18 protein-coding genes are annotated in these 19927 nt (G+C 66.0%); 15 read left to right on the top strand and 3 right to left on the bottom strand.

All coding sequences use genetic code 11. The features are described 5' to 3' along the window. The first annotated feature begins 34 nt into the window (after positions 1 to 34). Genes WIMU1_RS12420 through smc form a run of 3 tightly spaced genes read left to right on the top strand, consistent with a single transcriptional unit; the run spans position 35 to position 4461 of the window. The gene (locus WIMU1_RS12420; RefSeq protein WP_062798505.1) at positions 35 to 478 is read left to right on the top strand and encodes an OsmC family protein; all 444 of its coding nucleotides are present in this window, start codon (positions 35 to 37) and stop codon (positions 476 to 478) included. 3 nt (positions 479 to 481) lie between these two features. Continuing rightward, positions 482 to 784 (top strand): acylphosphatase, encoded by a 303-nt coding sequence (locus WIMU1_RS12425; RefSeq protein WP_062797733.1) that lies wholly within the window; start codon positions 482 to 484, stop codon positions 782 to 784. A 59-nt stretch (positions 785 to 843) separates the two neighbouring features. Continuing rightward, positions 844 to 4461 (top strand): chromosome segregation protein SMC, encoded by a 3618-nt coding sequence (gene smc / locus WIMU1_RS12430; protein ID WP_062797737.1) that lies wholly within the window; start codon positions 844 to 846, stop codon positions 4459 to 4461. Between the two features lie 18 nt (positions 4462 to 4479). On the opposite strand, the gene egtD is transcribed toward smc, so the two are convergent. Next, positions 4480 to 5460 carry an L-histidine N(alpha)-methyltransferase gene (egtD, locus tag WIMU1_RS12435; RefSeq protein ID WP_062797739.1) on the bottom strand — a complete coding sequence of 327 codons (981 nt, stop codon included), beginning with the start codon at positions 5458 to 5460 and terminating at the stop codon, positions 4480 to 4482. Further along, positions 5457 to 6692, bottom strand: a complete 1236-nt coding sequence (egtB, locus tag WIMU1_RS12440) for an ergothioneine biosynthesis protein EgtB (RefSeq protein ID WP_062797741.1) — start codon at positions 6690 to 6692, stop codon at positions 5457 to 5459. Before egtB ends, egtD begins: the two co-directional genes overlap by 4 nt. Before the next feature lie 282 nt (positions 6693 to 6974). On the opposite strand from egtB, the gene ftsY reads away from it, so the two are divergent. The 6 genes from ftsY to WIMU1_RS12470 all read left to right on the top strand — a co-directional run bounded on the left by ftsY (position 6975) and on the right by WIMU1_RS12470 (position 15707). Beyond that, a complete protein-coding gene (gene ftsY, locus WIMU1_RS12445; RefSeq protein WP_062798507.1) occupies positions 6975 to 8495 on the top strand; it encodes a signal recognition particle-docking protein FtsY in 1521 nt (506 codons plus the stop codon). A gap of 265 nt (positions 8496 to 8760) precedes the next feature. Beyond that, positions 8761 to 10143, top strand: a complete 1383-nt coding sequence (locus WIMU1_RS12450; RefSeq protein ID WP_062797742.1) for an ammonium transporter — start codon at positions 8761 to 8763, stop codon at positions 10141 to 10143. 5 nt (positions 10144 to 10148) lie between these two features. Beyond that, positions 10149 to 10487, top strand: coding sequence for a P-II family nitrogen regulator (locus tag WIMU1_RS12455; protein ID WP_023960328.1), 339 nt, complete (start codon positions 10149 to 10151; stop codon positions 10485 to 10487). 6 nt (positions 10488 to 10493) lie between these two features. After that, positions 10494 to 13031, top strand: coding sequence for a [protein-PII] uridylyltransferase (locus tag WIMU1_RS12460; RefSeq protein ID WP_062797744.1), 2538 nt, complete (start codon positions 10494 to 10496; stop codon positions 13029 to 13031). Between the two features lie 4 nt (positions 13032 to 13035). Further along, positions 13036 to 14616 carry a signal recognition particle protein gene (gene ffh, locus WIMU1_RS12465; RefSeq protein WP_062797745.1) on the top strand — a complete coding sequence of 527 codons (1581 nt, stop codon included), beginning with the start codon at positions 13036 to 13038 and terminating at the stop codon, positions 14614 to 14616. Between the two features lie 14 nt (positions 14617 to 14630). Beyond that, a complete protein-coding gene (locus WIMU1_RS12470) occupies positions 14631 to 15707 on the top strand; it encodes an amidohydrolase family protein (RefSeq protein ID WP_062797747.1) in 1077 nt (358 codons plus the stop codon). Positions 15708 to 15727: 20 nt separating this feature from the next. On the opposite strand, the gene WIMU1_RS12475 is transcribed toward WIMU1_RS12470, so the two are convergent. Further along, positions 15728 to 16303: a helix-turn-helix domain-containing protein gene (locus WIMU1_RS12475; RefSeq protein WP_023960322.1), complete on the bottom strand. Its 576-nt coding sequence runs from the start codon at positions 16301 to 16303 to the stop codon at positions 15728 to 15730. A gap of 73 nt (positions 16304 to 16376) precedes the next feature. Here WIMU1_RS12475 and WIMU1_RS12480 point away from each other — a divergent pair, with 73 nt between their 5' ends. The 6 genes from WIMU1_RS12480 (at position 16377) to WIMU1_RS12505 (ending at position 19923) form a co-directional block, all read left to right on the top strand. Further along, positions 16377 to 17336 (top strand): NAD(P)/FAD-dependent oxidoreductase, encoded by a 960-nt coding sequence (locus WIMU1_RS12480; RefSeq protein WP_062797749.1) that lies wholly within the window; start codon positions 16377 to 16379, stop codon positions 17334 to 17336. Between the two features lie 188 nt (positions 17337 to 17524). Then, a complete protein-coding gene (gene rpsP / locus WIMU1_RS12485) occupies positions 17525 to 18001 on the top strand; it encodes a 30S ribosomal protein S16 (RefSeq protein WP_023960319.1) in 477 nt (158 codons plus the stop codon). Beyond that, positions 17998 to 18240, top strand: coding sequence for an RNA-binding protein (locus tag WIMU1_RS12490; protein ID WP_020107279.1), 243 nt, complete (start codon positions 17998 to 18000; stop codon positions 18238 to 18240). Before rpsP ends, WIMU1_RS12490 begins: the two co-directional genes overlap by 4 nt. A gap of 23 nt (positions 18241 to 18263) precedes the next feature. After that, positions 18264 to 18788: a ribosome maturation factor RimM gene (rimM, locus tag WIMU1_RS12495; protein WP_062797751.1), complete on the top strand. Its 525-nt coding sequence runs from the start codon at positions 18264 to 18266 to the stop codon at positions 18786 to 18788. A gap of 20 nt (positions 18789 to 18808) precedes the next feature. Beyond that, on the top strand, positions 18809 to 19495 hold the full coding sequence (trmD, locus tag WIMU1_RS12500; RefSeq protein WP_207779604.1) for a tRNA (guanosine(37)-N1)-methyltransferase TrmD: 687 nt from the start codon (positions 18809 to 18811) through the stop codon (positions 19493 to 19495). 77 nt (positions 19496 to 19572) lie between these two features. After that, entirely contained in the window at positions 19573 to 19923 is a 351-nt protein-coding gene (locus WIMU1_RS12505; protein WP_062797755.1) for a YbaB/EbfC family nucleoid-associated protein, read from the top strand. Positions 19924 to 19927 lie beyond the last annotated feature (4 nt).

A 19927-nucleotide genomic window follows, 5' to 3' on the forward strand; every position in this document is an offset into this window, starting at 1 on the left:
AATTGCACGCGGGCGCTCCGTGTTTAATTCGTACATGACCGTCACCGAACCAGTCACCACGGACCAGCAGACCACCGAGTTGTGGGTGGAGCGCACCGGAACGCGCCGCTACACAGGGCGCAGCAGTCGCGGGGCCGAGGTCCTGATCGGCTCCGCTGATGTCGATGGCGTCTTCACCCCCGGCGAGTTGCTCAAGATCGCTCTGGCCGCGTGCACCGGGATGAGCTCGGACAAACCGCTGTCCCGTCGCCTCGGCGACGACTACGACGCGACCGTTCGCGTTTCCGGGGACGCCGATCGTGACAACGAGGTGTATCCCCGCCTCGAGGAGGTCCTCGAAGTGGACCTGTCCGAACTGGAACCCGAGGCCGCGGAGCGACTTCTTGTTGTGGTGCAGCGTGCGGTCGATGCGGTGTGCACGGTGGGGCGCACCCTCAAGGCCGGCACCGAGGTCGATCTGCGCATCGATACGGAGTAGCCGATGGCTTCCGATTCACCCGGCGACGCCGCCGACACCATCAGGCTCACCGCGTGGGTCCACGGGCACGTCCAGGGTGTCGGATTTCGTTGGTGGACCCGGGCCCGGGCTCTCGAACTGGGGTTGGTGGGTTCGGCGACCAATCACTCCGACGGCCGGGTGCTGATCGTCGCCGAAGGCCCGGAGGCTGCCTGTGGGCAGTTGATCGACCTCATCGAGGCAGGTCAGAGTCCTGGTCGCGTCGACACCGTCGTGGTGGATCGGAGCGCGCCGCGCGGTGGGTTGTCCGGATTCGTCGAACGGTGAACCGGCTCGCGGTCGGGCCTGGTCCAGTTGTCGCCGGGTACTGGGTACGCTGAAGCGCTGTGCACCTCAAGAGCCTGACCCTGAAGGGCTTCAAGTCCTTTGCGTCGGCAACCACTCTGCGTTTCGAACCGGGGATCACCTGCGTGGTCGGTCCCAACGGTTCGGGCAAGTCGAACGTCGTCGACGCGCTCACGTGGGTGATGGGGGAGCAGGGAGCGAAGGCGCTGCGCGGCGGCAAGATGGAGGACGTCATCTTCGCCGGCACCTCCGGTCGCGCCCCACTCGGGCGGGCCGAGGTGACCCTCACCATCGACAACTCCGATGGTGCACTGCCCATCGACTACTCCGAGGTGTCGGTGACCCGCCGGATGTTCCGCGACGGGGCCGGTGAGTACGAGATCAATGGCAGTTCGTGCCGTCTGATGGACGTGCAGGAGCTCCTCAGCGACTCCGGCATCGGTCGCGAGATGCACGTGATCGTGGGACAGGGACGCCTCGCCGCGATCCTGGAGTCGCGACCGGAGGAACGCCGGGCGTTCATCGAAGAAGCTGCCGGCGTTCTCAAACACCGCAAACGCAAGGAAAAGGCCGTCCGCAAGCTCGACGCGATGCAGGCCAACCTGGCACGGCTCGGTGACCTGACCGCGGAATTGCGCCGCCAACTCAAGCCGCTCGGTCGCCAGGCCGAGGTCGCCCGCCGTGCCCAGACAGTCCAGGCAGACCTGCGTGACGCCCAATTGCGGCTTGCGGCAGACGATCTCGTGACCCGACGCTCCGAACTCGCCGAGCAGAGCACCAGTGAAGCCGAACTGCGCCGTCAGCAGGACGAGTACGCGCACCAACTCGATGAACTGAACGCTCAGGTGAGTGAGAACGAGGAACACCTGGCTCAGATCGTGCCCGCGGCGAACGAGGCCGGTCAGGCGTGGTTTGCCTTGTCGGCGTTGACCGAACGCGTCGGCGCCACGTGCCGGATCGCCGACGAGCGCAGCCGGTACCTCAGTGAACCCGTGCAGGCCGACTCCGGTCGCGACCCCGATGAACTCGAGCGCCAGGCAGCTGTCGCAGCGGAGGAAGAGACGGCACTGGCCGACGCGGTCGACGACGCGGCGCTGGTGCTCGACGAAGCCAAAGAGACTCTCACCGACCGGGAGCAGGCCGCGGCCGCTGCGACGCAGGCCCACCTCGCCGCGGTACGGGCAGTCGCCGACCGACGCGAAGGGCTGGCCCGACTGGAGGGCCAGGTCGACAATCTGCGCACGAAGGTCGAGTCGATCGATGCCGAGACCACACGCCTCGGTGCTGCCATCGACAACGCGGCCGCCAGAGCCGAAGCGGCACAACAGGAGTTCGAGGCCACCCAGGCCACCATCGCCGAACTCGACGCATCCGAACTCGGGCTCGACGAACATCATGAGCGCAGCGTCGCCGCGCTGAACCAGGCCAACGAGCGGGTGGCAGAACTACAGGCCGCAGAGCGGGCAGCAGAACAGCAGGTCACCTCGCTCAAGGCGCGCATCGATGCCCTCGCTGTGGGACTCGAACGCAAGGACGGCGGAGCCTGGCTGCTGGAGAACCGAGGCGGGTCGCTACTCGGCCCCATGTCGTCGCTCCTCAAGGTCGCCGACGGCTACGAAGCTGCGGTTGCCGCGGCGATGGGTCCGGCCGCCGACGCGGTAGCGACCGCCGATCTGCCGACCGCCCGCACCGCGTTGTCGGCGTTGCGAGAGAACGAAGGTGGCCGAGCCGCGGTGCTCATCGGCGGGCTGGAGCCGGCAGGCCGGGGGACCGGATCGCTGCCGCCAGGTGCCACTTGGGCGCTCGATGTGGTCTCGGCACCCGCCGAACTGCGCGGCGCACTGGAACTGCTCCTCGGATACACCGTCATCGCCGACACCATCGACACCGCTGAACTCGTGCTCGACGCTGCCAAACCCGCTGTGCCACATCTCGGTACACTCCGGGTGGTCACCGCCGACGGCGACCTCATCGGCGCCGGCTGGCGCAGTGGCGGCACCGGCGATCGACCGTCGACCATCGAGGTGCAGTCGGCGATCGATTCTGCCGCCGCCGAACTCCAAGGCGCCCAGCGGCGCAGCGAGGAACTGGTGGCGGCACTGGCCGGCGCCCTGACGCAGCAGACCGACCGTCGTGAAACGGCTGAACAGGCGTTGGCAGCTCTGCATGAATCCGATGCCCAGCTCGGTGCGGTCTACGAGCAACTGGCCAGGCTCGGCCAGACCGCGCGAGCAGCCCAGGAAGAGACGACCCGCCTCGTCGGTCAGCGTGCCAAGGCAGAACAGGGCCGAGCCGAGGCCATGGCCAAACTCGCCGAGTCGGAGGAGAGGCTGAGGCTCGCGCGCGACGACAGTGCTGTCGGCGACGAGGGCGACGACCTTCCTGACAGCGACCGCGACACCACTGCGGCTGCGGTCGCGGCGGCCCGCTCGGTGGAGATGGAAGCTCGACTGGCACTGCGCAGTGCCGAGGAGCGACTGTCGTCGGTGCGAGGCAAAGCGGATTCGCTGCGCCGCGCCGCCCGCGCCGAACGGGAGGCGCGGGCAAGGGCCGAACGCCAGAATCGTGCCCGGCGCCATGCCGCCGACGTGGCCGAGGTGGTTCTCGAACAGGGGAAACTGATCGCCGCGCGGCTCGACATCGCCGTGGCGCAAGCTCAGTCCCATCGCGACCGGCTGGAAGCCGAGCGAGCGTCGCGAACGCAGGCGCTTGATGTCGCCAAGAAGGCTGCGGCAGAGGTCGGGACCCAGCTGGCCGCACTGCGGGACGCGGTGCATCGCGACGAGGTGGCCAAGGCCCAGGTGTCGATGCGAATCGAACAGCTCGAAGAGCAGATCATGTCCGACTTCGCCATCAGTCCTGACGACCTGGTCGCCGAGTACGGTCCCGATGTCGCCCTGCCGCCGACCGATCTCGAGATCGCCGAGTACGAACAGGCCAAGGAACGCGGAGAGATCGTCGTGGCCCCGGCCCCCCTCCCGTACGACCGCGCCACCCAGCAGGCCCGTGCCAAGAAAGCGCAGCGGGACCTGAACACACTGGGCAAGGTCAACCCGCTGGCACTCGAAGAGTTCGCTGCGCTCGAAGAGCGCTACAACTTCCTCTCGACCCAACTCGAGGACGTCAAGAAGGCCCGCCAGGACCTGCTCGATGTGGTGCAGGACGTCGACAACCGCATTCTGCAGGTGTTCAGCGAGGCCTACGCCGATGTCGAGCGGGAGTTCGTCGAAGTCTTCAAAACCCTGTTCCCCGGCGGCGACGGGCGACTCGTGCTGACCGACCCGTCCAACATGCTGACCACCGGAATCGAGGTGGAGGCACGGCCACCGGGCAAGAAGGTGAAGCGTCTGTCTTTGCTGTCAGGTGGGGAGAAGTCACTGACGGCGGTGGCGATGCTGGTGGCGATCTTCCGCGCCCGACCGTCGCCCTTCTACGTGATGGACGAAGTCGAAGCCGCATTGGACGACACGAATCTGCGCCGGCTGATCACGCTGTTCGAGCAGCTACGCGAGAAGTCGCAGCTCATCGTGATCACGCACCAGAAGCCCACGATGGAAGTCGCCGATGCCCTCTATGGCGTGAGCATGCAGGGAGACGGCATCACCACGGTGATCTCGCAACGCATGCGTGGGCAAGATGTGGGTGCCCCGGCCGGCTGATGTCCGGTTGGGCCGGGTTCACCCGACCCTGGCCAGCATCACCGAGAAGTCGCCCGCATGGTCGGTCCAGGTGTGAGTGTGCTCGAGTCCTTGGCGCGCCATTTCCTGGTGCAGCACATCGAGGTCGAACTTGGTGCTGATCTCGGTGAGGATCTCAGCCCCTGCCGGTAACTCCCACGTTCGTTCGATGGCGCCGAAATGGGCGACGACATTCCGACGGGCACGCAACCACATCTCGATGCGATGTTCGGGGGGATTCCATCGGGCGATGTGCTCGAAGTCGTCCACGTACAGCCCTTGGGCGTCCAACCCGGTGCGCAACACCTCGATGACGTTGCGATTGAAGTCGGCGGTCACCCCGGCCCGGTCGTTGTAGGCGGCGATGAGCCGACCGGTGTCCTTGATGAGGTCGGCGCCCAGGAGGAAGTAGTCGCCGGATTTCAGGGACCGCGCGATCCGACCGAAGAAGCTCGCCCGTTGGGTCTCGTCCAGATTGCCGATGGTCCCGCCGAGGAAGATGGCCATTCGCGGCCCGGGGTACGTGGACAGAGTCAGGTCGGGGTCGTTGAAGTCGCCGTGCAGTGGCTGCACCGAGATGGAGGGGAACTCGGCGGCGATCTGTTGTGCCGACGACGTGAGCATCTCCACGCTGACATCGAGGGGCACGTAGGTGAAACCGTCGTCGGGAGACGCCGCGTCATGCGCACCGGCGAATGATTGCAGGAGTAGCCGCGTCTTCTCGGACGTTCCCGAACCCAGTTCGATCATCGTGCGGGCGCCGGTTGTCGAGACGATCTCCGATCGATGCCGATCGAGGATCTCGGTTTCTCGGCGCGTCGGGTAGTACTCGGGCAGGCGAGTGATCTCGTCGAACAGTTCGCTGCCCCGTTTGTCGTACAACCAGCGCGCAGGCAGCACTGGTGGCTGCTGCCACAGGCCGGCTACGGCATCTTCGACGAGCCGCGGATTGATGGCCTCGCGTGACTCGGACACTGTCATCTCGCCAACCGCAGTCCGCTGAAGGCCCACCGGGACGCGGCGGGGAAGAAGTTTCGGTAGGTGGCTCGCTGATGGCCCACGGGTGTCACAGCGCTTGCTCCGCGCAGCACGTGCTGGTCGCTCATGAACTTCCCGTTGTATTCGCCTACGGCCCCGTTCGCCGGAACGAAACCGGGGTAGGGGAGATACGCGCTCGCCGTCCATTCCCAGACGTCGCCGATCATCGTGGCGCCTGCGGCGCGCGGATGACACCGACCGGGGTCCAACAGCGTGCCCTGCGGGGGAGCGAGCGTCAACGCGGCTGCCTCCCACTCGAACTCGGTGGGCAGGCGTGCTCCGGCCCACCGCGCAAACGCGTCTGCCTCGTAGAAGGAGACGTGCAGAACCGGTTCGGCATCGACCACCGGCCTACGCCCCGACAATGTGAACGTGGTCCACGTACCGTCGTCGAGACTCCAGTAACCGGGCGCGTTCTGTCCGGTGGTCTGGACGTTGGCCCATCCGTCCGACAGCCACAGCTCCGAACGCCGGTAGCCGTCGTCGGCCATGAACTCGCGCCATTCGGCGTTGGTGACAAGCCGGTTGGCGATTTGGAAGTCCTGGAGGAACACGGTGTGTCGTGGACCTTCGTTGTCGTAGGAGAAGCCGGATCCCGAGGCGCCGATGTCGGTGAGACCCCCGGACACCGAATGCCACTGCAGGGCAGTTGCTTCAGCAGGCTGCCCGTCGGGTGCCCGCTCGACGTATTGCGGCGCGAACGGATGGGTCGAGAACAGATGCTTGATGTCCATCAGCAGGAGTTCTTGATGCTGCTGTTCATGGTTGCAGCCGAGTTCCACCAGGCGGAGCGCTTCCTCATCGAGTCGGCCATCCGTCATCGCCGACACCACCGCGGCATCGACGTACTCCCGGTATCTGGTCACTTCCTCCACACCGGGGCGGGTCACCAGACCTCGGTGCGGGCGAGGGTGCCGCGCCCCGACGGCCTCGTAGTAGCTGTTGAACAGATATCGGAACGTCTCGTCGTACACCGTGTAGTCCGGGTCGGTTCGCAGGATGAACTCTTCGAAGAACCAGGTGACGTGCGCCCGATGCCATTTCGCCGGGCTCGCGTCGGTCATCGACTGCGGTACCTGGTCTTCCGGGGACAACGGATCAGTCAACGCATCGGTGAGGCCTCTGACGTCGAGAAAGTGGGAGGTGAGGGCGGATTGGTCGACCGTGATGCTCATGTTCGTCTCCTGGGAAGGGTCAGGGCGCAATGAGTATGGAGGAAGTGTCTGACAATCACGGTACGCGGTGACCTTGTCGTGACCCTCGCAATTTCGCCCAGAGACGAAGCGGAGCGGAGCTCGACTCTTGGGCAGAGACGAAGCGGAGCGGAGCTCGACTGTCGGGCAGAGACGAAGCGGAGCGGAGTCGGGTTCTGTGGCAGAGGGGATGTGAGACAACGTGGCCCGCATTGGGGGGTGCTGGTCGAACCACTCGGCGCGGTGGCCTGGCAGACTGAGCGCGTGAACACCACCGCCGTTATCGCGATCGTCGTTGTCGTAGTCGTGCTGCTGCTCGCCCTGGTGGCGACCGGTTTGGTGCTGTTTCGGCGACGGCGAATCTCGCTGCGCGACAGTGCCGATCGCACCCCGTCGGACGGGTCGCGGCAGGTCGACAAGTCCGGTGGGTACAAGGCCGGGGGAGGTTTCTCCTTCACGCAGGGCGGAGCGACCGCGCTGGCCGAACCGCCGAAGGCCGGTGACACGCCGACCATCGAGCGCACCGACACCGACGGTCAGCCCGGTGTCGGCGACGATGCCGCGATTCCCCGTGACGCGCCCAAGCGGGGTTACACCAACGTCCCTCTTCCTGAGCCGAAGATCGACGAACCTCAGTCGCCGACCGTCGATGAACAGCCCGCGACAGAGGTCGAGGCCGCAGAACCGACCGTCATCGAGCCCGACATCGTCGACCCGGCGATCGTCGAACCGGAGGTCGTGGAACCGGCCATCGTCGAGGATTCGGTAGTCGAGACGCCTCTGCGCGAGCCGCTCGCGCCCGCGGAGCCGATCTCGGACACAACCGTCGAACCCGCGCCGCCCGGCCAGGTGCTCGACGACATCGCCCCCACCGCCGGCCGTCTGGGTCACCTGCGGGGCCGGCTCTCACGGTCACAGAACGCGTTCGGCAAGAGCATGCTGGGCCTGCTCGGTGCAGGCGACCTCGACGAGGACTCCTGGGAGGAGATCGAGGACACGCTGCTTCTCGCGGACATCGGGACGTCGGTGACCATGGCCGTCGTCGAGGAGCTCAGAACTGCACTGGCCGCCAACCCCGTCAACAACGCTGCCGAGGTCCGTGCGTTGCTCCGCCGAGTGCTGATCGGGCAGATCGAGCCCGACCTCGACCGGTCCATCCGTGCCCTTCCCCACGCGGGCACCCCGTCGGTGCTGCTGGTCGTCGGTGTGAACGGCACCGGTAAGACCACCACAACCGGCAAACTCGCGCGTGTTCTCGTCGCAGATGGCCGCCGGGTACTGCTGGGGGCCGCGGATACGTTCCGCGCCGCCGCAGCCGACCAGCTGCAGACCTGGGCCGAACGAGTCGGCGCCGAGGTCGTTAGAGGTAAAGAGGGAGCGGATCCGGCGGCGGTGGCATTCGATGCCGTTGCCAAGGGCGTGGCCGAAGGCGTCGACGTGGTCATGATCGACACTGCCGGCCGACTGCACACCAAGACCGGCTTGATGGATGAGCTCGGCAAGGTCAAGCGGGTCGTGGAGAAGAAGGCCGCCGTCGACGAGGTCCTGCTGGTCCTAGACGCCACCACAGGTCAGAACGGTCTCGCGCAGGCAAAGGTGTTCGCCGACGTCGTGTCCATCACCGGTGTGGTCCTCACGAAGCTGGACGGCACCGCCAAGGGTGGCATCGTCTTCCACGTACAGCGTGAACTGGGTGTGCCGGTCAAGCTCGTCGGACTCGGGGAGGGCGCAGATGATCTCGCGCCATTCGAGCCAGAAGCGTTCGTGGACGCCCTGCTGGGCTGATCGCCGAATGGTTCCCGCTTCGTAGACGTCGACACAAGGTTGCCGACTTCTCCGATTTGCGTAGATTTCGGTCGCATCGTTCGGAGAGCCACCTGCGACGACATCTGGACGAAACACGGCTCCCAGCTCCGTTAACACAGCGGCAACGTGCTATCGCCACCACGGAAACATGGAGCAAGCAACCTTCTCGACAGGTCAACGGTGCGGCAAGAATGCCGCGGCGGGAACAGCTCGAGGAGGACTGAAGGTGGCGGATTATCCCGTTATGGATTTGCCGGATACAGGTGATACGGCATGGATGTTGGCGAGCTCCGCGCTCGTATTGCTGATGACGCCTGGTTTGGCGTTCTTCTACGGTGGCATGGTCCGTGCGAAGAGCGTTCTCAACATGCTCATGATGAGCGTGATCTCGATGGGCATCGTCACGGTGCTCTGGTCGTTGTACGGCTTCTCCGTCGCGTTCGGAGAGGACAAGGGCAACTTCATCGGTGACCCGACGCAGTACTTCGGTCTCGATGGGGTCATCAGCGGGAACGCGGCCTCGGAAGTTCTGGCCGACCCGGCCACCGGCACCGAAGCCGCCGATGCCGTCACCATCCCGATGTTCGGCACGATCCCGCTCGCACTGTTTGTTGCCTTCCAGCTGATGTTCGCCATCCTCACCGTGGCCCTGGTTTCCGGCGCGGTCGCGGACCGCATGAAGTTCAGCGCCTGGGCCGCCTTCACCGCGCTGTGGTCGACCTTCGTCTACTTCCCGGTGGCTCACTGGGTGTTCGCGTTCGACGGCTACACCGGTGAGACCGGTGGCTGGATCGCCAACAAGCTCAAGGTGATCGACTTCGCCGGTGGCACCGCGGTCCACATCAACGCCGGTATCGCCGGTCTGGTTCTCGCGGTCATCCTCGGCAGGCGTCAAGGCTGGCCCGGTACCCCGATGCGCCCGCACAACCTGCCGTTCGTGATGCTCGGCGCCGGCCTGCTCTGGTTCGGCTGGTACGGATTCAACGCCGGTTCGGCGGTGTCCGCCAACGGAACTGCGGCGAGCACCTTCTTGACCACGACCATCGCCACGGCAGCGGCAATGCTCTGCTGGTTGCTCGTTGAGCGGATCCGTGACGGTCACGCCACCACACTCGGCGCGGCGTCGGGCATCGTTGCCGGCCTCGTTGCCATCACCCCGGCCTGTAGCGCCGTGAACACCTGGGGCGCCTTGATCATCGGCGCGGTCGCAGGCATCCTCTGTGCGCTGGCCGTCGGTCTCAAGTACAAGCTCGGCTACGACGACTCGCTCGACGTCGTCGGTGTCCACCTCGTCGGTGGCCTTGTCGGCACCATCCTGATCGGGTTCGTCGCGGTCGCCGACACCTACTCCGGTGTGGACGGTCTGTTCTTCGGCGGCGGCGTCGACCAGCTCTGGCGCCAGGTCGTCGGTGCGCTCGCAGTGCTCGCCTACTCGGCGGTTGTCACCGCAATCATCGCGCTCATCTTGAAGTTCACCATCGGTCTCAAACTCGACCCCGAAGCCGAGTCCGAGGGTGCCGACGAATCCGAACATGCTGAATCCGCGTACGATTTTGCATCACTGGGCGGGTCCAGCACGCAATTTGGTCACAGCGTTCCAGTGGCCGCAACGGCCAAGGAGGGATGATCTAAGTGAAGCTCATTACCGCAATCGTGAAGCCATTCACGCTTGAAGACGTCAAGGCGGGACTGGAACAAGCCGGTGTCGTAGGAATGACGGTCAGCGAAGTCCAGGGTTATGGACGTCAGAAAGGCCACACCGAGGTGTACCGCGGTGCGGAGTACTCGGTGGACTTCGTCCCCAAGGTCCGCGTGGAGGTCGTCGTCGACGACGCCGCCGTGGACAAGGTGGTCGATGTGATCGTGGAAGCGGCCCGAACCGGCAAGATCGGTGACGGCAAGGTGTGGGTGTCGCCGGTGGAAGCGGTTGTCCGGGTTCGTACCGGAGAACGCGGCGGCGACGCGCTGTAAGACACAGTGCCATTCGTACGTGGCGGTCGCGGTCCTGCCTCCGAGGATCCCTCGGGTGCAGGACCGCAGCCGTCTCATCTGACACCTGCTGCGGCGACCGATCTGGTGACGGCCCGCAAGCAACTGCTCAGCCGGGTGGACGGGCACAAGCGCGTCGACGCCCCGGCTTTACGCCGGGTCCTGGTGGACCTGCACGACTTCTGGCTCGCCACGAAGGCGGCCGAGATCGGGATCAAACCGGGTAGTGGCTTCGCCATCGTCGCGGTCGGGGGCCTGGGCAGACAAGAGCTACTTCCGCACTCGGATCTGGATCTGATCCTGCTCCACGACGAGATGGATCCGGCGCTGGTCGCCGAGACCGCGGATCAGATCTGGTATCCGCTCTGGGACGCCCACATCAAGCTCGACCACAGTGTGCGCACCGTCCCGCAGGCACTCCAGGTGGCTGCGAGTGACATGACCGCGGCGCTGGGCCTGCTGGAGGCCCGGCACATCGCCGGCGACGAGGAGCTCTCGAAGCTACTGATCGGCGGAGTGCGGCAGCAGTGGCGCACCGACATCCGCTCACGATTTCCTGCGCTGGTCGACCAGGCGCGAGAACGGTGGCGGCGCAGTGGCGACATCGCGCACCGCGCCGAGCCCGACCTCAAGTACGGTCGCGGCGGTCTACGTGATGTGCACATGCTCGACGCGTTGGCGATCGCCCAGCTCACCGACGGTATGGCGACGTTGCGCCCGGACTCACCCGGTGGCGGGCTGCGACAGGCGTACACCCGATTGCTGGACGTACGAACTGAACTCCACCGGATCACCGGGCGACCCCGTGAACAGCTCCGGGCCCAAGATGCCGACGAGATCGGCGCCGCACTGCGCATCGGGGACCGGTTCGATCTCGCACGAACCATCAGCGACAGCGCGCGTACCATCAGTTACGCCGTGGACGTCGGTTTACGGACGTCGTCCAACTCGCTTCCGCGCAAAGGGCTTTCGAAACTCCGCCGATCTCCGATCCGTCGTCCGCTGGACGAGGGGGTGGTCGAGCACAACGGCGAGGTGGTCCTCGCGCGCAGTGCCCTGCCCAGCAAGGACCCGGGCCTGATCTTGCGGGTTGCCGCAGCATCCGCCCGGACCGGGCTGCCGATGGCTGCGTCCACGCTCGCCCGGCTTGCTGATTTCGCGCCCGAGCTGCGTGAACCGTGGCCCGCCGATGCCCTCTCGGACCTGCTCGTCCTGCTCGGCACGGGGCCGCACATGATCGCCCCCATCGAAGCGCTCGACCGAACCGGCCTGTGGGGCAGGCTGATCCCCGAATGGGGAGCAGTGCGAGATCTCCCGCCTCGCGACCCCATCCACACCTGGACCGTGGATCGGCATCTCGTCGAGACCGCCGCCAACGCGGGTTCCATGACGACGCGGGTGTCGCGGCCTGACCTTCTTGTCCTCGGCGCGCTCATCCACGACCTCGGCAAGGGACGCGGCGCCGACCACAGCGTTGTCGGCGCCGAGTTGGCGAACCAGGTGGGCAACCGTATCGGCCTGTGGCCCGACGACGTCATGATCCTGTCGATGATGGTCCGGTACCACCTGCTGCTACCGGAGGTGGCCACCCGTCGAGATCTTGATGACCCGGCGACGGTGCAGGGTGTGGTCGACACCCTCGGCGGGTCGAAGGTGCTGCTGGAATTGCTCGCAGCCCTGGCCGAGGCCGATTCGCTGGCCACCGGACCCGGCGTCTGGGGTGACTGGAAGTCCTCACTCATCGGGGAACTCGTGCGCCGATGCCTGCGCCTGCTCGACCGAGGTGAGCTGCCGGTTCCCGAACCGCTCACCGCCGAGTTGACCGAGCTCGCCGAGGCCGGCGGTGTCAGTGTCGAACTCGTGTCCACCGACAATCCGCACACGTTCTCGGTCACGATGATCGCACCGGAGCAGCCGGGATTGCTGTCGCGGATGTCCGGCGTGCTGGCGTTGCGGGGTCTGCGTCTGCTCAGTGCCTCGGTACAGACCCATGCGGGCAGTGCCGTCAACACCTTCCTGGTGTCACCGCTGTTCGGTGAGCCTCCCGAGGTCGGTCTGCTCCGACAGCAACTCATCCAGGCGGTCGACGGTGGCATCGACGTGATCGCCCGGCTCGATGTGCGTGAGCGTGAGACACCCGTGCCGACCCCGCCCGAGCAGGTGGGCGGGTCCGAGGACGCGTCCGTTCCGGCCGTGCCCGCGCTCTTCGCCCAGGCCCCTCCGAAGGTGCTCTGGTTCGACGGATACGACGACAACAGCGTGATCCTGGAACTGAGGGCCAGTGACCGGCTCGGTCTGCTGGCGCGGGTGAGTGCCGTGCTCGAACACCACGGTGCGAACATCACCTGGGCCAAGGTCGCCACCCTCGGCGGTTCGGTGGTCGATTCGTTCTGCATACGTCTGCCGGGCGACGGATCCTCCACTCGGGATCGGCTCGAGGCGTCGATCCTGGCGGTGGTACCGCCACCGGCGCCGCCACGCGAACCAGAGGAGGACTCCGGTAAATCCGGGGTGCCGATAGGCTAGAGGGATGTTCGACTCCCTCTCCGGCCGGTTGGCCGATGTACTGACCGATCTGCGCGGCAAGGGCAAGCTGTCCGACGCGGACATCGACCGTACTTGTCGCGAGATCCGTCTCGCCCTGCTCGAAGCAGACGTCTCGCTCCCGGTGGTCCGCGGATTCATCAGCCGCATCAAGGAACGCGCGAAGGGCGCCGAGGTCTCGGGTGCCCTGAACCCGGCCCAGCAGGTCGTCAAGATCGTCAACGAGGAACTCGTCACCATCCTCGGCGGCGAGACCCGCCGGATCCGGTTCGCGAAGACACCGCCGACGGTGATCATGCTGGCAGGTCTGCAGGGTGCCGGTAAGACGACGCTCGCGGGCAAACTGGCGTTCTGGCTCAAGAAGCAAGGGCACACGCCCATGCTCGTGGCCTGTGACCTCCAACGTCCCGGCGCTGTCACCCAGCTGCAGATCGTCGGTGAACGGGCCGGGGTACCGGTGTTCGCGCCCCACCCCGGCACCAGCGTCGGCGGCACCGGCGAGCTCGGTGTGTCCTCGGGCGACACCCTGTCCGAGCCGGTCGAGGTGGCCCGCGCGGGCGTCGCCGAGGCCAAGACCAAACTTCACGACATCGTGATCGTCGACACCGCGGGCCGGCTCGGTATCGACGAAGAGTTGATGCGTCAGGCCAAAGGCATCCGGGACGCCGTACAGCCCGACGAGGTGCTGTTCGTCCTCGACGCGATGATCGGTCAGGACGCGGTGGCCACCGCAGAGGCGTTTGCCGAAGGCGTCGACTTCACCGGCGTGGTGTTGACCAAACTCGACGGCGATGCGCGCGGCGGTGCCGCGCTGTCGGTCCGGGAGATGACCGGCCGTCCCATCATGTTCGCCTCGTCCGGCGAGAAACTCGAAGACTTCGACGTCTTCCATCCCGACCGCATGTCGAGTCGGATCCTCGGTATGGGCGACGTGCTCAGTCTCATCGAGCAGGCCGAAGAGCATTGGGATGCCCAGCAGGCCGAGGCCGCGGCCACCAAGATCACGCAGGGCGAGCTCACCCTCGAGGACTTCCTCGAGCAGATGTTGATGATCCGGAAGATGGGGCCGATCGGCAACCTGCTGGGCATGTTGCCCGGTGCCGGTCAGATGAAAGACGTGCTGTCGCAGGTCGATGACAAACAGCTCGACAAGGTGCAGGCCATCATCCGGGGCATGACGCCCGCCGAGCGCGAGAACCCCAAGATCATCAACGGCTCCCGGCGCGCCCGGATCGCCAACGGTTCGGGTGTCACCGTCAGCGACGTGAACCAACTGGTCGACCGCTTCTTCGATGCGCGAAAGATGATGTCGCAGATGGCCGGCCGGATGGGCGGGATGCCCGGCGGGAACCGGAAGGTCAACCGGAAGAAGGGCAAGAAGGGCAAGAAGGGCGGACGGGGCCCGACACCTCCCAAGGTGCGCGGCGGTATGCCCGGGATGGGTGGCATGCCGGGCATGCCGGCCGGGTTCCCGGACCTGTCGAACATGCCCGCCGGTCTTGACCAGTTGCCGCCCGGACTCGAGGGGATCGACGTCAGCCAGTTCCAGCGGCCGAAGAAGAAGTAGCGGTAGGGGGCGCGATGTCATTGCCGCAGTTGCACTTTCGCGGACGTAGCGTCGGCTCCGGTGAACCCGTCGAGTTCTGGGTCGATGGCGGGGTCATCACGAGGACTCCCGTCGCCGGGGCCACCACGATCACCGATGGCGGATGGATCATGCCGGGACTGGTGGACGCGCACAACCACGTGGGGATCGCGCCCGGTCTCGGCGTCACCATCGAACAGGCCCGGTCATTTGCTCACCAGGATCTGCGGGCGGGAGCAACGCTGATCCGGGAGGTCGGCTCACCGCTCGACACCCATCCACTCGATGACGACCCGACCTGCCCCCGATTCATTCGCGCCGGGAAACACATCGCGCGACCCAAACGGTATCTGCGCGACTACGGCGTTGACCTCGACGACGTGACAGATCTGCCGGCTGAGGTCGCTCGTCAGGCCCGCGCGGGCGATGGGTGGGTCAAACTCGTCGGCGATTGGATCGACCGGGACCTCGGCGACCTCGCGCCGCTGTGGCCCGATGAAGTGCTTCTCGAAGCCGTCTCGGTTGCTCACGACCTCGGCGCGAAGGTCACCGCCCACGTCTTCGGCGCACAGGCGTTGCACGGTCTGATCGACGCCGGGATCGACTGCATCGAACACGGCACAGGACTCGACGACCACCTCATCGCACGCATGGCCGAACGCAATATCGCCTTGGTGCCGACCATGATCCAGGTGGAGAACTTCCCGTCGATCGCCGACGGGGCAGATCGTTTCCCCGCCTACCAGAAGCACATGCGAAAGCTGTATGCCGACGCCCCGGCGACCTTCGCCAAGGCCATCGAGGCCGGGGTTGCCGTGTACGCAGGCACCGATGCGGGCGGGTTCGTCGAACACGGCCGCATCGTCGACGAGATCGTGGCTCTGTCGAAGGTGGGTCTGAGCCCGGCGCAGGCCATCGACGCCGCATGCTCGGCGGCGCGCACCTGGCTCGATGCCGGCGTCCTCACCGATGGTGATCGTGCAGATGTCCTTGTGCTGGAAGCGGATCCACTCGACGATCTCGCCGCGCTGCGTGCGCCCGCGGCCATCGTCTGCGGTGGGCACGTGGTCTGATCTGAGGGTTTGCGAGCGTGTCACGAGGTGGCGCGGACGTGCGCTCGCTCGCCTTGTGTGCCGAAGAGGCACAGCATCTCGGCAGCCTCGGTCCCGGCGGCTCCCATCCAGTGCGGAACGTGGGTGTCGAATTCGGCCGCTTCACCGGCCTTGAGCTCGAGGTCCTGCTCTCCCAGGATCAGCCGGACCCGTCCGGACAGTACATAGAGCCACTCGTAACCCTCATGCGTTTGCGGAGTGGGAACCTGGGGGCCGTGCGCGGGCGGGATGATCTGTTTGAAGGCCTGGATACCGCCGGCCCGCCGGGTCAGCGGAATGAAGGTGCGACCATGCCGTTTGATCGGACGCAGATGGATCCGGGGATCACCGGTCGCCGGCGCCCCGACGAGTTCGTCCAGCGGAATGCCGTGCACCTTGGCCAGTGGCAGCAGCAATTCGAGTGTGGGCTTGCGGCCTCCGGATTCGAGCCGTGACAGGGTGCTCTCCGAGATGCCGGTGGCCTCGGACAGATCGGCGAGGGTGATGTCACGTTCCTTGCGCAGTGCTCGCAATCGTGGGCCGACCGTAGTGAGGGCTTGTTGTAGTTCGTCTTCCATGCCTCGACATCGTCGTCCTCGTTTGCCGATTCGGCAAGGATTATTGCCGGGCGATTCGGGGTAGTCGCGGGGTATGACTACTGGGGAGCAGCTTCTCGGCGAATACGAGGTCGTCGTCGTGGGCGGCGGCGCAGCGGGACTGAGTGCTGCCCTGGTGCTGGGTCGCTCCCGGCGGTCGGTCCTTGTCCTCGACTCGGGCCAACCCCGGAACGCTCCCGCTGCCGGGGTGCACGGGCTGCTGACCCGAGACGGGATCTCGCCGGAAGAGTATGTGGCGATCGGGCGTGAAGAGGTCCGGAGCTACGGCGGACACGTGGTGGATGCGAAGGCGCAGGCCGTCAGAGGCGATGTCGATCACGGCTTCGTGGTCGTTCTGGGCGACGGTCGAGAGGTGCGAGCCCGTCGGGTGCTCGTCACCACAGGCCTCATGGACGAACTGCCCGACATACCCGGTGTGTCCGAGCAATGGGGGAGAGGCGTTCTGCACTGTCCCTACTGCCACGGTTGGGAGGTTCGTGACCAGGCGATCGGCGTGCTGGCCGTCACCGAGCAGGCCGCGCACCAGGCGTTGTTGTTCCGGCAGTGGAGTGCCGACGTCATCTTGTTCGTCAACGACTCCGTGCGACCAACCGATGAGGAATCGGCACAGCTCGCGGCCCGGGGTGTCCGCGTCGTCGAGGGCCGAGTTGCGGCAGTCGAGTCGTCTGACGGGCGGTTGACCGGGGTGCGGATGGCGGACGGGACGGTTTGTGAGCGGGAGGTGATCGTGGTGATGCCCCGGTTCATCGCGCGCGCCGACTTCCTCGTCGACCTGGGTCTGACTCTCACCGACCACCCCAAGGGGGCCGGGCGGTACATCGAGGCGGATGAGACCGGTCTGACCAACGTCCCCGGGGTGTATGTCGCGGGCAACGTGGCGAACCTGATGGCTCAGGTCGGTGGTGCGGCGGCCGACGGTGCGGTTGCGGCGTCCGCGATCAACATGGAACTTGTCACCGAGGACGCCCGCGCCGCCGTCGCGGCTGCGGGCTGACAGACCCATCGTCGGTGTGGTGTTCCCGACGGATTTCTTTTCGGGGCCATCCCTCTGGCAGAATGGGACGCTGGTTCGCCGGACCCGGCTAGACACCGACCGGCGGTCACACCACCGAACAGCAAAACCGGGCGCCCCAACGAGGGGGCGTCGCCGAATTGCACTGTGACCATAGAAGGAAGTAACTCGTGTCTGTCAAGATCAAGCTCACCCGCCTCGGCAAGATCCGTAATCCCCAGTACCGCATCGTCGTCGCCGACGCCCGCACCCGTCGCAACGGCCGGGCCATCGAGACCATCGGTCGTTACCACCCCAAGGAAGAGCCGAGCCTGATCGAGGTCGACTCCGAGCGTGCGCAGTACTGGCTGGGAGTCGGCGCACAGCCGACCGAGCCCGTTGCAGCACTGCTGAAGATCACCGGTGACTGGCAGAAGCACAAGGGACTGCCGGGCGCCGAGGGCACGCTGCGTGTTGCCGAGCCCAAGCCCAGCAAGCAGGACCTGTTCAACGCCGCACTCGCCGCCGCTGACAACGGACCGTCCGCCGAGGCCACCACACCGAAGAAGAAGGCCGCCAAGAAGGCTGACGATTCCTCGAAGGCCGACGCCCCCAAGGCAGAGGCAGCCGCTGCCGACGAGGCCCCAGCCGAGGCCGCTGACAAGTGAGTGTTGTCGTCGCCGACGCCGTCGAACACCTCGTTCGCGGCATCGTTGCCAACCCCGACGACGTCCGCGTCGAACTGGTCACCGGACGGCGAGGACGTTTTGTCGAGGTTCACGTGAATCCCGAGGACCTCGGTAAGGTCATCGGTCGCAATGGCCGCACAGCCACTGCTCTGCGCACTCTGGTCACCGGAATCGGTGGCCGGGGCGTTCGTGTCGACATCGTCGACACCGACCGCTGACGCAGGACCGAAAAAGCGACGAGATGGACCTGGTAATCGGCCGCGTCACCAAAACGCACGGCGTGCGCGGTGAACTGGTGGTCGACGTCCGCACCGACGATCCGGAAGAGCGCTTTGCCATCGGGCAGAAGCTGCGAGGCCGTCTGTCCACCGGTAAGAACACCTTCGTCGAGAACAGCTACACGGTGACAGCCGCCCGGAACCACTCCGGGCGGCTGTTGCTGTCTGTTGCCGAGGTCGGGGACCGCGACTCCGCCATGGCGCTACGCGGACTGCTGTTCTTGATCGACGCCGACGAGGTTTCGTCCGGCGACGATCCGGACGAGTTCTATGACCATGAACTGCAAGGGGTTCCGGTGCGCACCGTCGATGGCGACGACGTCGGTGTGGTCGCCGATGTGGTGCATCTGCCCGCCGGTGACCTGTTGTCGGTGACCACTGACGAAGGCCGCGAGATCCTGATCCCGTTTGTCACCGCAATCGTGCCGACGGTGAGCCGGAGCCTGATCGAAATCGACCCACCCGACGGTCTGCTGGATCCGGAATGACCGACGAGGCGGGGCCTGCCATCCGTATCGGGGTGGTCTCGATCTTCCCCGACTATCTCGAGCCCATGCGAATGGCATTGCTGGGCAAGGCGATCGACAGGGGGATCGTCGCACTCGACACCTACGATCTGCGCGACTGGACGCACGACGTACACCGCGCCGTCGACGATTCCCCCTATGGGGGCGGGCCTGGAATGGTCATGAAGCCCACGGTGTGGGGACCCTGTCTCGACGACGTGTGTCCAGACGACGCGCTTCTCGTGGTGCCCACTCCCGCAGGCGTCCCTTTCACCCAGGCAACCGCGCAGGAGTGGAGCCGCGAGAAGCACATCGTCTTCGCCTGTGGCCGGTATGAGGGGATAGATCAGCGGGTGATCGATGACGCCGCCAAACGCGTTCGTGTGCAGGAGGTCTCGATCGGCGACTTCGTCCTCATCGGGGGTGAGGTGGCCGTCATGGCGATGGTGGAGGCCACCGTTCGCCTGATCGACGGCGTACTGGGAAACGCGTCCTCGCATCAGCAGGACTCGTTCTCCGACGGCCTCCTGGAAGGGCCCAGTTACACCAGGCCGCCGGTGTGGCGCGGGCTCGAGGTACCCGAGGTCCTCCGCGGCGGCGACCACGCCAAACAGCAACAGTGGCGCCGCGAACAATCCCTCGCCCGCACAAGAGAGCGTCGACCCGACCTCCTACCTCCTGAGCAGTAGGACCACACCGCGCTGCCACCGATCGAGCGTTGGCCACCCGATTCGGGTTAACATCTGCGACGCGAGGGGGGACGTTGATGGGGATCGAGCCCGGGCAGGTGGATATCGGCAACAGCGCGTTGGCGGCTGTGCTGATCGAGGTGGATGAACAGCGCGACCGTCTTCGTGTGCTGTCCGAGGAGATGCGCGGGACAACCGTCGAGGCGACATCAAAGGACCGCCTCATCACGGTGGTGATCAACGCGCGGGGATTGCTCACCGACCTGTCGATCGACCCCCTGGCGATGCGACGTTACCGCGCTGGCCAGCTCGCCGATGAGATCGCTCTCCTGGTGCGGCGCGCTGACGACGAGCTCACCGAACGAAGGAACCGGTTGGCCGGGGAACTCGTCCAATACCAAGGCCCAGGGTATTCGGATCTTTACTGACGGC

The sequence above is a fragment of the Williamsia muralis NBRC 105860 genome (genome assembly GCF_001598915.1).
GTDB classification, from domain to species: domain Bacteria; phylum Actinomycetota; class Actinomycetes; order Mycobacteriales; family Mycobacteriaceae; genus Williamsia; species Williamsia muralis.